The sequence below is a fragment of the Methylobacter sp. Wu1 genome (genome assembly GCF_036553575.1).
Taxonomy (GTDB): Bacteria; Pseudomonadota; Gammaproteobacteria; order Methylococcales; family Methylomonadaceae; genus Methylobacter.
In genome coordinates this window covers 1-11,387 of sequence record NZ_JAZHOC010000012.1, presented here as the reverse complement: position 1 = coordinate 11,387, position 11,387 = coordinate 1, and the positions used below count along the sequence as shown (strand labels likewise).

Sequence of the window (11,387 nt, the reverse complement as noted above, 5' to 3'; positions counted from 1 at the left end):
ATTAATCTGATCAAAATAGATCATGCGGCAAGACAGGTTGCCGCTTCAGGCTGAAGGGGCGAAGATCATGCCGAGCGATAAGGCGCTGAGCGCCGCTTCTTTTAAAGGCTCGGTGTCGGATGGAAGCTGAAAGTGTCGCATTCTGTCTCTTATCTTTCGATGATTGCCTTGGTTTATTCATAAAAATGAGCTTGAGCCTTGATCAATATTATTTATTGTGTATAATATCCGGATCAGTCGGGTGCTTAGCTCAGCTGGGAGAGCATCGCCCTTACAAGGCGAGGGTCGGGGGTTCGAACCCCTCAGCACCCACCAGACTTAAAAAAGTTTCTTATCGTTTGGAAGAGCAATCTTCCAGACGACAAACATTTCCCCCAAACAATTCCTTCAAGACAAACAATCCGCATCATTATGCACTGGGTTGTTCACCCGATTGCTGACCGGCGTCAGCAGCATGTCGCGATAAACGTCTGATTGATCAAAAGACAAGACATCGGCCGCTTCGGTTTTTTTATCCAGCCAGTCGGCATAGTGTTCGGCCCTGACGATGACGGGCATGCGGTCGTGGACGGGTGCGATTTTTGTACCGGCGCCTGTGGTGATGATTGCGCAGGAATAGATCGTTTCGGACTCATTTTCCCAATGTTCCCAGATGCCTGCAAAAGCGAACAAGCGATTATCCGGATAATGGATGTGGTAAGGCCTCTTGCCTGATTCGGTACGCTGCCATTCATAAAAACCGGTCGCTGGAATCAAGCAGCGGCGTTTCCTGTAAGCCGATCTAAACGCTGGCTTTTCGGCCAATGTTTCCGCCCGTGCATTGATCATTCGATTGCCGACGGCGCGGTCTTTGGACCAGGATGGAATCAATCCCCAATGCAGATAGGCGGCCTTGTTGCTGCCGTCTTCCAATTGAACAATATTGAGAATTTTTTGTCCTGGGGGAATATTATAGTCAGGCTGATAATTGGCCAGACGCCGCAGGTTGAAATGCTCAATAATCTGCTGCTCTGAGGCTATCAATACAAAACGTCCACACATAAATGCACCCGCAACTGATTCAACTGGAACAAACCTTCGACAAGTCCATTCTATCAAGAATTCATGATCCATTGCTTGAGCGCCATGAAATCGAGTTGTGGATCAAACGTGATGATTTGCTGCATCCGGTCATCTCCGGCAACAAATGGCGAAAGCTCAAATATATTCTGGATCAGGTTTTGTCGTCAGGCGCGCATACGATCATCAGCATGGGCGGGGCTTATTCCAACCATTTGCATGCACTGGCTTACGCAGGGCATGAATTGGGATTGAAAACGATAGGGCTTGTCCGCGGCGAACAGCCGGATGCATTAAACCCGACGCTGGCCGACTTGCAGAATTGGGGCATGGAGCTGAAATTCGTGTCTCGTTCCGATTACAGAGCGCTTCGCCACTATAAAGGCTGGCAGGATCTGCTCGGCATCGAGCCGCAGCAATACTGGCTGCCGGAAGGGGGCGCGCAGGCCTTGGCGTTGAAAGGCGTGGCGGAACTGGTTCAGGAAATCAGCATACCTTATGACGTGCTCTGCGTGCCTTGCGGCACCGGCACGACGCTGGCCGGCATTGTTGAAGCCGTTCCGGAGAATGTAGCGGTTATCGGTTTTGCGGCATTGAAGAACGCGAATTTTTTAACGGGAGATGTCGAATCGCTGCTGAGCCGGCCCTATACTAACTGGCAAATCAATCTGGATTACCATTTTGGCGGTTTCGCGCAAGTCGATGCCGAATTGATGAACTTTATCGCCGCTTTCGAGCTTAAGGCACCTATTTCGCTGGAGCCGGTCTATACCGGCAAAATGCTTTACGGGCTTTACGATTTGATTGCCAAAGGCTACTTCAAGCCCGGCCAGCGAATTATTGCTGTCCACACCGGCGGCTTACAGGGAAAAAGAGGATTTTGCCAATGAAGAGAGTATTGGAACCGGAATTGATGGAAGATGAAGCGCAGGTCAAGGCCTATGCCGAAGCCGACTTTGAAACACCGCACAGCCAGTTCATCGAGCGCCTGCAGGCTTTTATCAACGAACCCGGCTTCAGCGGCACAGCTTTGGATTTAGGCTGCGGCCCCGGCGATATCAGCCGTCGTTTTGCCCAAGCCTATCCATTGTCCGAAGTATATGCTGTCGATGGTTCGGTGGCCATGATAAATTATGGTAAGTTATCGATAACTGATGAACTGAAATCGCGCATCAAGTTTATTCAGGGTTTATTGCCTTATGTAAGCTTGCCGCAAGCCAGCTATGGCATTATCTTCAGCAATAGCCTGCTGCATCACTTGCCGGACCCTATGGCGCTCTGGGATGTCATTAAAAAATATGCCGTGCCGGGAACGCGGCTGGTGGTCATGGATTTATTGCGCCCGGATAGCATTGACGAGGCACAGGCGATGGTGAAAGCCTATGCGGCCGATGAGCCGGACATTCTCAAACGGGATTTTTATCAATCATTACTGGCGGCGTTTCGCATGGAAGAAATCGCCGGACAAATAGCGCAGGCTGGTTTGGATCTAAGCATTGAACAAATCAGCGATCGACATGTTTTTATCACAGGTATTGCCACCTGACAGCTTAAGGCGTAGTTAAAAAATGGACATAATTGAAACAGACGAAATAATAGATCTTCAAAAACCTGAGCTGTATATCAATCGTGAATTAAGTTTACTGGAGTTTAACAAGCGGGTTCTGGCGCAGGCAAAGGATGAAAAGGTGCCTCTGCTGGAGCGGCTCAATTATCTATGCATCTCCAGTTCCAACCTGGATGAGTTTTTCGAGGTCAGGGTAGCCAGCGTGTTGCAGATGGCGACAATGGACCCCAAGGCGATAGGGCCGGACGGCTTGACCCCGCATGAGCAGCTGGAACAGATTTCGGTCAATGCCCATCAGCTGGTTGACGAGCAATATGAAGTCCTGAATGATATTCTTATCCCGCTGCTCAGCGAGCAGAATATCCACTTCATCCGCCGCAGCAAATGGACTGAAGCGCAGCGTAAATGGCTGGAGAATTACTTCAATGACGAACTGCTGCCGATTCTGACGCCTGTCGGCCTCGATTCGGCGCATCCTTTTCCGCGCATACTCAACAAGAGCTTAAATTTCATTATCTCCCTGACCGGCAAGGATGCTTTCGGCCGCAATAGCGGCAGGGCGATTTTACAGGCGCCCCGCGCATTGTCGCGCCTAGTGCAATTGCCAGCCGAGGAGACCGGCAGCGGGCCGGCTGATTTCGTGTTTTTGTCATCGATTATTCATGCCTTCGTGGGCGACTTGTTCAATGGCATGACGGTCAAGGGCTGCTACCAGTTCCGCGTGACGCGCAACAGCGATTTCTTCGTTGACGACGATGCGATAGATGATTTATTGCTGGCTGTTGAGGGCGAGCTGGCTATGCGTAACTATGGCGACGAAGTGCGTCTGGAAATCGATGCCAATTGCCCGGAAGAAACCGTGAATTTTTTACTCGGCCGCTTCGGTTTGACGCGCGACCGCCTGTATCTGGTGCACGGCCCGGTCAATCTGAACAGGGTGCAGGAGATTATCGACCTGGTGGAGAGGCCCGATCTCAAGTTCGTGCCGTTCAAGCCCAGCGTGCCGCCGCAACTGGCGCGCAACAAGGACATTTTTGCGGAGATCAAGCGCAATGACATCCTGCTGCATCATCCGTTCGAATCGTTCTCGCCGGTTGTCGAGTTTCTTCGCCAGGCGGCCGCCGATCCGGACGTATTGGCGATCAAGCAGACGCTGTATCGCACCGGTGCCGACTCGCCCATCGTCAGCGCTTTGGTCAAAGCGGCCAGAGCCGGCAAGGAAGTGACTGTCGTCATCGAATTGAGGGCGCGCTTCGACGAAAAAGCCAATATCAATCTGGCGTCCAAACTGCAGGAAGCGGCCGTGCATGTGGTGTACGGCGTGGTCGGCTATAAAACCCATGCCAAGATGTGCCTGGTGCTGAGAAGGGAAGGCAGTCAATTGTGCAATTATGTGCATCTGGGCACCGGCAACTATCATCCCAAGACAGCCCAGCTTTATACCGATTACGGCCTGTTTTCCAGCGATAAGGAATTGGGCGAAGATGTCCGCCGCGTGTTTGCCCAACTGACCAGCTTAGGCAAAGTGACCAGGTTGAATAAATTGTTGCAGTCGCCGTTTACCTTGCATAGCGGGCTGATCGACAAAATCGAACGCGAAATACGCCACGCCAAAAACGGCAAGCCGGCAAAAATCATCATCAAAGTCAACGCCATCGTTGAAGAGCAATGTATTCAGGCCCTTTACCGGGCTTCGCAGGCCGGGGTTGTCGTTAAGCTGATCGTTCGGGGCGTCTGCTGTTTGAGACCCGGAATTCCCGACGTTTCTGAAAACATAGAAGTTCGATCCATTATCGGACGCTTTTTGGAGCATGGCCGTGTGTACGCGTTTGAGAATGACGGCAGCCGGGAAGTTTATACTTCCAGCGCCGATTTAATGAATCGCAATATGTTCCGGCGCGTCGAAATCTGTTTTCCCATCGAAAACAAAAAACTGCATGACCGGATCTTGCATGATCTGGATTTGTATCTGCAGGATAACACTCAGGCATGGATACTGCAGCCCGACGGCAGCTATCGGCGGCTTACGCAAGCAGCTGATGATGAACCAATACAGGCTCAGACCATGCTCCTGAACGAACTGCTGTCTTAAGAGGTTCACCATGCGCGAGATTGTCCAATTGGGCGCCGAGGTATTAAGAAGAAAGGCTGAAGCGGTCGTTGATGTGCATGACGATGATATCCAGCGGATAATCGCCGATATGCAGAGCACACTGGCGGGTACGCAGGGCGTCGGCATTGCCGCGCCCCAGATCAGCGAATCAAAACGGATCATCATCGTGGCGTCGCGGCCCACGCCTCGCTATCCCCATGCGCCGCAGATGGAACCGACAGTCATGATCAATCCAGCATTTGAACCCTTATCGGATCATAAAGAAAAGGATTGGGAAGGCTGTTTAAGCATTCCGGGCATCCGCGCCTTGGTGCCGAGGTATCGGGAGATCCTGATCCGTTACACTGATCAGCAAGGGAATTTCGTGGAATTAAATCTGGATGGCTTTGTTGCCCGGATTTTTCAGCATGAGTATGATCATCTGGAGGGCAGGGTGTATCTGGATAGCGTTGAGGATAATCGGGATATTTTTTCCGAGAAAGAATATTTCAAACTGATGGAAGGCCCTTAAGTAAAAAACGTATCCCTTTGCCAGTATTGGCCGGCTATCCACTCAAGTATTAATGCCAAAACTTAAGTTAGAAAATTTTTTGCCAGTTTCAGATTAACAATCCAAAGATTAAGTAGTCTATGATAAATAAGTATTAAAACCTAAGTATTAACACTGGGAGAACATCATGAGGGCATTTAAATTTGACGATGGTACTGAGTGTTTGACGAAGGATTTTGTCGATGGCTATTCTAAATTTACGCTTGATGATGGTACTGAGTATTTGGCAGAAGATTTTATCGATGGGTATCTAATTTATCCGCTCTTGTTGGAGGAAAGACCGATACCAAAATCGCCTTTCATCATGCGTCATATCGGTCATAAATTTTCAGTGCATTGTTTAATTAGGGGATGCATTATCTGTTTGGGTATATTTGATAATCTTGAAGATGCCCTGGGCTACGCTAAAAATATGCCTTTCAAGCACAATTAGGTCCAAGGCTTAGCACGGTTTTAAACTGCTTTAACCCACGGTAACTTCCGGGACGGTGCGGGAAAATAAAAACTTAAGTCAGTCAGCTACAGATTAACAATTCTGGGACCAAATGGTCATCATGATTATGACTAGGGTTAAGGCCTGGGGGTAATCATGACTAAGTTTAAACTTGACGATGATACTGAATATTGGGCTGAAGATTTTGTTGATGGATACCTGATTAATCCGCTCTTTTTGCCTAATGTGTTGACTCCCAAATCACCTTTTATCATTCGCAGTGAACATGGATTTTCGGTTCATTACTTCAATCCCAAGGCGGGTGAGCAGTTCAGGTGTTGGGGAGTTTTCAAGAGTCTTGATGAGGCCTTAAATTGCATCAAGGCCGGGTCCGTTTTTCGTAATGGGCATTAATTTGGCGCAATTATTAACCACTTTTCTCCTTTTCCTTCTTCTGCGTTTCTATGGTGCTGCCTGGCTAGACTTTAGCGGAACAGAACTTGAATTGCAGCTGTGATATCTATATCAAATCATCTTTTTTTAAAATAAACATCACAAACGATGATATTATAAAGAGCTAATATTTGCGGCTTTTATTAAAGCTACGGCTCAATAAAAACTATAAAATACTTGAGTAAAATTTCAGGAAATTACATTGAATCCCAACCATTTACTTACTTTCGCCGTTGTTGCCCGCTTCAAGAGCATCACGCTGGCCGCGCAGCATCTGCATCTGGGGCAGCCGGCCGTCTCGGGACAGCTAAAGTTGCTGCAGAGCGAGGTCGGTGAGGCGCTTTACGAGCGCAAAGGCCATCAGATCGAATTGACGCCGGCCGGTAAAGGCTTGCTGGAATATGCTCAGAAAATGGATGCCGATTTTAATCAGGCCATTGATTATGTGCGTTGCTTGCAGCAGATCAATACCGGTTTTCTGCGTTTGGGCTCCACGACTACGATCGCCAGTTTTTATCTGCCTCAGCACGTTGTGCAACTGCAGAAGCTGTATCCAGGGGTACAGGTATTTATGAAGACCTGGGATACGGCAGAAATCATCCGCAATCTGGGCGATCTTGATCTGGGTTTTATTGAAGGGCCGGTGGACGAGGATGAATTGCCAGGAAACTATGAGGTTGTGCCGTGGCAGGATGATGAAATCGTGCTGGTTTTGCCGGAAGATCACAGCGTAGCGCAGGAGTATCCGGAAAGCGTGCCTTTGGAGGTTTTTACTCGGCATCCGGTGATCTGGCGCGAACCCGGATCGGGAGCCAGACACGTAGTCGAGCGGGCTTTGGCCGCAGCCAGCATCGCAGCGCCCGTCAGTATCGAAGTGACCGGCGTTTCCGGCATCAAAGAGTCGGTCAGGGCCGGGCTGGGCATCGGTTTTGCCTCCTCGCAGGCGCTGCGCCATGAGGCGAAAGGCCTGGTGGCGCGGCGCATCAATCCGCCGGACGGCCTGTTCTGGCATTTGAATATTGTCGCGCCCAAGCAGATCATTCAGTCCAGGGTGACCAAGGCATTCCTGGAGTTATGCCTTAAATGAGTAAGTTTCAGGTTTTTACCAGAGGATAATATGAGATTTTTGTTTGCTTTAATTCTGTCGGCAGGTAGTGCCTATGCCACAGCTGCACCGGTCCTGTCGGTAACGGAAGTCGCTCCCGGCATTTATACGCATAGGGGCGTGCATGAATTGCCCGATACTAAAAATCATGGCGCTATCGCCAACATCGGGTTTATTGTCGGCGAACGCTGTGTGGCCGTTATTGATACAGGCGGCAATCCGCAGCAGGGCGAGTCCTTGAAACTGGCGATCAAACACGCGACTTCCAAGCCGGTCTGCTACGTTATCAACACGCATGTCCACCCGGACCATATCTATGGCAACAAGGCCTTTAAAGAAGCCGGGGTCAAGTTCGTCGGTCATGAAAAACTGGCCCGGGCCATGGCGACACGCGGCGCTTACTATATCGATAAGGCGGCCGATCAGCTCGATGTCAAGCTGACCGCCGATGATATTATTCCGCCCGATATAGCCGTCAAAGATCACCTGGATATCGATCTGGGCGGGCGCACATTAAAGCTGACGGCCCATGCTGCGGCTCATACCGATAATGATCTGACTGTCTATGACGAACAGACCGACACCTTATGGATATCGGATTTGCTGTTTATAGAGCATCTGCCCGTGATAGACGGCAGCCTGAAAGGGTGGCTGGCCGAGCTTGAAACACTGGAAAGCCATCCTTACAAGACGGTGATTCCGGGGCATGGGCCGATCGTCAAGGATTGGCCGAAAAGCATCCAGCCTGAAAAAGACTATCTGGAAATGCTGCTGGCGGAAATCAGGGCCATGATCAAGCAGGGCAAGTATCTGGAAGAGGCCGTGGAAACAGTCGGCTATTCAGCAAAAGGGCAATGGCAGTTGTTCGATCAATTCCACCGCAAAAACGTCACGACCGCTTTTGCCGAGCTGGAATGGGAAAATTGATTTTTACGATATCGGCAAGAATCTTGCCGGTGTTTTATTTAGCGATTGGAGTTTTATAGCATGAAAAAACAGAAAACAAGATCCTGGCTTCTTGCTCTGCTGCTGATGCCGGCGCTGGCTTTGGCGGAAGGCGACGAGACCGAATGGACCAGCAAGATAAAGAATCAGTATTTTGCCGGCAAATCGATCGAGGAATCCAATGACATCATCGAAATCGAGGCGCCTTACCGGGCTGAAGATCCGGCGCTGGTGCCTATCAAGATTGTCAGCAAGATACCTCAAACCAAGGACAACTACATTAAAAAAGTCCTGGTGCTGGTCGATAAAAACCCGTTCCCGTATGTCGGCGAGTTTGAATTTACGCCGGAAAGCGGCAAGGCCGATCTGGCGATGCGGGTTCGGGTCAATACTTACAGCAATATCCGCGCTATCGCTGAAATGAATGACGGCAAGCTGGTCATGACCAAGAAGTTCGTCAAAGCCAGCGGAGGCTGCTCCGCCCCGATAGGCGCCGATCTCGATGCCGCCATGCAGCGCCTGGGCAAAATGAAATTCAGGCTCGATGAAGGCGTTAAAATCGGCGAGCCGAACCTGGCTCAATTGCTGATCAGTCATCCGAACATTACCGGCATGCAAATGGATCAGGTTACGCGGTTCGTGAAAAAATCCCACTTTGTCAAGGAAGTGCGCGTTTCATTTAACGACAAGCCGATCCTGACCGCCAAAACCGATATCGCGATCAGCGCCGACCCTAATTTCAGGTTTTACTTTGTTCCGGACAAAGCCGGCGTGTTGAAGGCCGAGTTTTCCGATACCTCATGCGAGAGCCCGACCAGCCGCGATGCCTGTACGGCCGGCAACAGCTATAGCGAAACTTATACGCTTAATCCCTGATCTTGAGCTGTCGATAGATCGCTGATTAACCGCGAAGGTCACGAAGGAACTGTAAAAAACTTCGTGCCCTTCGTGGTTTCCAGCGTTGATCAGGTAATTTGCCCGGATTATTTTACAAAACAGCTCTTCTCTGCATAGTCCTCGGCTTCTTTAAGGCGCTCACGCAGATCTTTGGCTCTCTTGGGATCGCGGAAAACACCGCCGCTCTCGCCGGGCATCTTGCGCAAATAGGAAACAGTTTGCGCGGCCTCGTATTCCTCGAATTTCAGCTTTTCGGCAATTTTATCGATTTTACAGCCGCAGGCGTATTGGGTGATGTAAGTCAACCCGCCGTGTTTGGCGACGCAGTTCAGGACATATTCGACGCGATCACGGGTAGGATAATCGCTGACGAAAGGCGCGGGTTCGGCCGCTGCCTGTTCTGCAGGTTTTTCCGGGGTGGTGGTGCAGCCTGCAAGAACGGTCAATAAGGCGGCGCTTAAAATTGAGTTGATGTTTTTCATTGATAGTTTCTTATTCCCATAAGTCAGAAAGTGAAAAAGCATGCTCTGCAAAAGGAGCGATGGCTATTGGATCGTCGTCGGCATAAGAACCGGCCAGCGGCCAATGCCGGTCACGCAGTTCATAGGCCTCCAACGTTTGCAGAACCGGGTCGATCAGCCAGAGGTAGCCGATGCCCAGTTCCGCGTAAGTCGGCATTTTAACAATCCGGTCGACGCGTGCGGTTGACGGCGACAGTATTTCGCAAATCCAGTCAGGGACTGTTTCAAACCATGCGGTTTCCGGCAGCGCCGGCATGCCTTGCCGGCGCCAGCCGGCAAGATCCGGCACAAGAACATGCGGCCCCAGATGGCATTCCGGTTCATCTATGATCCACCAGCCGCCAGGCCCGCCTTTGCCTTTTTGAAACGGCGAGACTAATTCATCACCCAGCGATGAAGAAGCCAAAGCATGCTTGGGCGTGGGCCTTGGATGGGTTTCCAGGTGGCCATTGATAATTTCACCGACGGTATTGTCCGGCAAATCAAGGATGTCCTGGTAGCTGGCTTGCTTAAAGGCTGTATTTGTCATAGTGTGTTAAGCTTATTGTTCAACGGCAAAATCGACAATTTGTTTTAGCAGCGCGTTCATTTTAACGGAGAATTCGTTCAATTCCGGGTTTTCGGTGTCAGTAGGCAATAAATGCGTTGATACGATGGTTTTGCCCTGGTAATTATACATGACCACATTGCAGGGCATGTGTCTGACTGAATGCGGCGACATCAACAGTAGGGTTTTCGCATGCGTCAAATTGCAGAACTGTATCGTGTCATAGTCGGGAAAATCCTTGGTGCCTCGGTCGCGAATGACTTTACCGATGCGGCTGTGCCCGGTTATCCTGAAATTGTTTTCGGCGATGGCGCTTTCCAGTTCAGCCAGGACATCATCATAGGGTTTGGTTGTCTCCACCTGGTAATACGGTATGAATTCGCCGGCCGGCTGCGATGCGCATCCTGCCATGATCAGCAGGCAACTGAAAATAATGGATCGTTGAAACATCTGTAGGTCACCTGATTCAAGGATAAACAAGCTTAGCATCATGAACAGTCAAACAAAAGTCACAGGCGTGATTCTCGCCGGCGGCCTGGCCAGACGCATGAACAATCAGGACAAGGGCCTGATCAATTTCAAAGGCAGACCGATGATTAGTTATGCCATCGCCGCCATGGCGCCCGTTGTCGATCAGCTCATCATCAACGCCAATCGCAACCGCGAGCGCTACCGGCAATTTGGCTTGCCGGTCGTGGCTGATCAGACCGATACTTTCGACGGGCCTTTGGCTGGCGTATTGACAGCCATGATTCATGCCGATGCGGACGTGCTGCTCGTCATGCCTTGCGATTCGCCTTTGGTGAAGGCCGAACATTTGCGGAAACTGCTGGCTGCGCGAGCCGAACAGGATGCCGATGTTGCCGTCGCCTTTGACGGCGAGCGCCTGCATCCGGTTTTCATGGCAATCAGGACCGCGCTAAAAACCAGCCTGGAAGCTTACCTGGCCAGCGGCGAACGCAAGATCGGCCTGTGGCTGGAGCAGCTGAATAGGGTGAAGGCGGATTTCAGCGATACGCCCGGCATATTTACTAATGTCAATACAATGGCCGAGCTGTCAGCGCTGGAGACCGACGGCGATTAATTTTCCATCATAAGGTTTAAACCACCGGCTTTAGCCGGTCAGCTTTAGCTGCGATAATCTGGCCAAGGAGGTGGCAATGGACTATAGATACGGCAGCCATACGGTTTACCAAA

General features: G+C 50.5%; 14 protein-coding genes and 1 tRNA gene. 11 read left to right on the top strand and 4 right to left on the bottom strand.

Features of this window, described 5'->3' with window-relative positions; genetic code table 11:
* Window positions 1–239: 239 nt before the first annotated feature.
* Window positions 240–315, top strand: a tRNA-Val gene (locus V2P20_RS00760).
* 72 nt (window positions 316–387) lie between these two features.
* On the opposite strand, the gene V2P20_RS00755 is transcribed toward V2P20_RS00760, so the two are convergent.
* A complete protein-coding gene (locus tag V2P20_RS00755; RefSeq protein ID WP_331814987.1) occupies window positions 388–1,041 on the bottom strand; it encodes an SOS response-associated peptidase in 654 nt (217 codons plus the stop codon).
* A gap of 2 nt (window positions 1,042–1,043) precedes the next feature.
* Between V2P20_RS00755 and V2P20_RS00750 the strand changes: the two genes are divergently transcribed.
* From V2P20_RS00750 to V2P20_RS00710, 9 genes are all read left to right on the top strand, one after another.
* Window positions 1,044–1,949, top strand: coding sequence for a pyridoxal-phosphate dependent enzyme (locus V2P20_RS00750; RefSeq protein WP_331814984.1), 906 nt, complete (start codon window positions 1,044–1,046; stop codon window positions 1,947–1,949).
* Complete coding sequence (locus V2P20_RS00745; RefSeq protein WP_331814982.1) at window positions 1,946–2,605, top strand: class I SAM-dependent methyltransferase; 660 nt, start codon at window positions 1,946–1,948, stop codon at window positions 2,603–2,605. Before V2P20_RS00750 ends, V2P20_RS00745 begins: the two co-directional genes overlap by 4 nt.
* Before the next feature lie 22 nt (window positions 2,606–2,627).
* Complete coding sequence (ppk1, locus tag V2P20_RS00740) at window positions 2,628–4,718, top strand: polyphosphate kinase 1 (protein ID WP_331814980.1); 2,091 nt, start codon at window positions 2,628–2,630, stop codon at window positions 4,716–4,718.
* A 10-nt stretch (window positions 4,719–4,728) separates the two neighbouring features.
* Window positions 4,729–5,250, top strand: a complete 522-nt coding sequence (gene def / locus V2P20_RS00735; protein WP_331814977.1) for a peptide deformylase — start codon at window positions 4,729–4,731, stop codon at window positions 5,248–5,250.
* 166 nt (window positions 5,251–5,416) lie between these two features.
* Window positions 5,417–5,722: a hypothetical protein gene (locus V2P20_RS00730; RefSeq protein ID WP_331814975.1), complete on the top strand. Its 306-nt coding sequence runs from the start codon at window positions 5,417–5,419 to the stop codon at window positions 5,720–5,722.
* A 156-nt stretch (window positions 5,723–5,878) separates the two neighbouring features.
* A complete protein-coding gene (locus V2P20_RS00725; protein WP_331814973.1) occupies window positions 5,879–6,136 on the top strand; it encodes a hypothetical protein in 258 nt (85 codons plus the stop codon).
* 241 nt (window positions 6,137–6,377) lie between these two features.
* A complete protein-coding gene (locus V2P20_RS00720) occupies window positions 6,378–7,262 on the top strand; it encodes a LysR family transcriptional regulator (protein WP_331814971.1) in 885 nt (294 codons plus the stop codon).
* Window positions 7,263–7,292: 30 nt separating this feature from the next.
* Window positions 7,293–8,207: a quinoprotein relay system zinc metallohydrolase 2 gene (locus tag V2P20_RS00715; RefSeq protein ID WP_331814969.1), complete on the top strand. Its 915-nt coding sequence runs from the start codon at window positions 7,293–7,295 to the stop codon at window positions 8,205–8,207.
* A 60-nt stretch (window positions 8,208–8,267) separates the two neighbouring features.
* Window positions 8,268–9,101 carry a quinoprotein dehydrogenase-associated SoxYZ-like carrier gene (locus V2P20_RS00710; protein WP_331814967.1) on the top strand — a complete coding sequence of 278 codons (834 nt, stop codon included), beginning with the start codon at window positions 8,268–8,270 and terminating at the stop codon, window positions 9,099–9,101.
* Between the two features lie 107 nt (window positions 9,102–9,208).
* Here the strand turns inward: V2P20_RS00710 and V2P20_RS00705 are convergent, their stop codons facing one another.
* From V2P20_RS00705 to V2P20_RS00695, 3 genes are read right to left on the bottom strand one after another with little or no spacing between them, the layout of a single operon-like run.
* On the bottom strand, window positions 9,209–9,604 hold the full coding sequence (locus V2P20_RS00705; protein ID WP_331814965.1) for a hypothetical protein: 396 nt from the start codon (window positions 9,602–9,604) through the stop codon (window positions 9,209–9,211).
* 10 nt (window positions 9,605–9,614) lie between these two features.
* Window positions 9,615–10,172 carry a Uma2 family endonuclease gene (locus V2P20_RS00700; RefSeq protein ID WP_331814963.1) on the bottom strand — a complete coding sequence of 186 codons (558 nt, stop codon included), beginning with the start codon at window positions 10,170–10,172 and terminating at the stop codon, window positions 9,615–9,617.
* A 12-nt stretch (window positions 10,173–10,184) separates the two neighbouring features.
* On the bottom strand, window positions 10,185–10,640 hold the full coding sequence (locus tag V2P20_RS00695) for a DUF302 domain-containing protein (RefSeq protein WP_331814961.1): 456 nt from the start codon (window positions 10,638–10,640) through the stop codon (window positions 10,185–10,187).
* A gap of 40 nt (window positions 10,641–10,680) precedes the next feature.
* Here V2P20_RS00695 and mobA point away from each other — a divergent pair, with 40 nt between their 5' ends.
* On the top strand, window positions 10,681–11,274 hold the full coding sequence (gene mobA / locus V2P20_RS00690) for a molybdenum cofactor guanylyltransferase MobA (protein ID WP_331814959.1): 594 nt from the start codon (window positions 10,681–10,683) through the stop codon (window positions 11,272–11,274).
* Window positions 11,275–11,387 lie beyond the last annotated feature (113 nt).

Coding starts and splice junctions, on each gene's coding strand:
- V2P20_RS00755 (WP_331814987.1), bottom strand. CDS start 1,041: ATGTGTGGACGTTTTGTATTGATAGCCTCAGAGCAGCAGATTATTGAG.
- V2P20_RS00750 (WP_331814984.1), top strand. CDS start 1,044: ATGCACCCGCAACTGATTCAACTGGAACAAACCTTCGACAAGTCCATT.
- V2P20_RS00745 (WP_331814982.1), top strand. CDS start 1,946: ATGAAGAGAGTATTGGAACCGGAATTGATGGAAGATGAAGCGCAGGTC.
- ppk1 (WP_331814980.1), top strand. CDS start 2,628: ATGGACATAATTGAAACAGACGAAATAATAGATCTTCAAAAACCTGAG.
- def (WP_331814977.1), top strand. CDS start 4,729: ATGCGCGAGATTGTCCAATTGGGCGCCGAGGTATTAAGAAGAAAGGCT.
- V2P20_RS00730 (WP_331814975.1), top strand. CDS start 5,417: ATGAGGGCATTTAAATTTGACGATGGTACTGAGTGTTTGACGAAGGAT.
- V2P20_RS00725 (WP_331814973.1), top strand. CDS start 5,879: ATGACTAAGTTTAAACTTGACGATGATACTGAATATTGGGCTGAAGAT.
- V2P20_RS00715 (WP_331814969.1), top strand. CDS start 7,293: ATGAGATTTTTGTTTGCTTTAATTCTGTCGGCAGGTAGTGCCTATGCC.
- V2P20_RS00710 (WP_331814967.1), top strand. CDS start 8,268: ATGAAAAAACAGAAAACAAGATCCTGGCTTCTTGCTCTGCTGCTGATG.
- V2P20_RS00705 (WP_331814965.1), bottom strand. CDS start 9,604: ATGAAAAACATCAACTCAATTTTAAGCGCCGCCTTATTGACCGTTCTT.
- V2P20_RS00700 (WP_331814963.1), bottom strand. CDS start 10,172: ATGACAAATACAGCCTTTAAGCAAGCCAGCTACCAGGACATCCTTGAT.
- V2P20_RS00695 (WP_331814961.1), bottom strand. CDS start 10,640: ATGTTTCAACGATCCATTATTTTCAGTTGCCTGCTGATCATGGCAGGA.
- mobA (WP_331814959.1), top strand. CDS start 10,681: ATGAACAGTCAAACAAAAGTCACAGGCGTGATTCTCGCCGGCGGCCTG.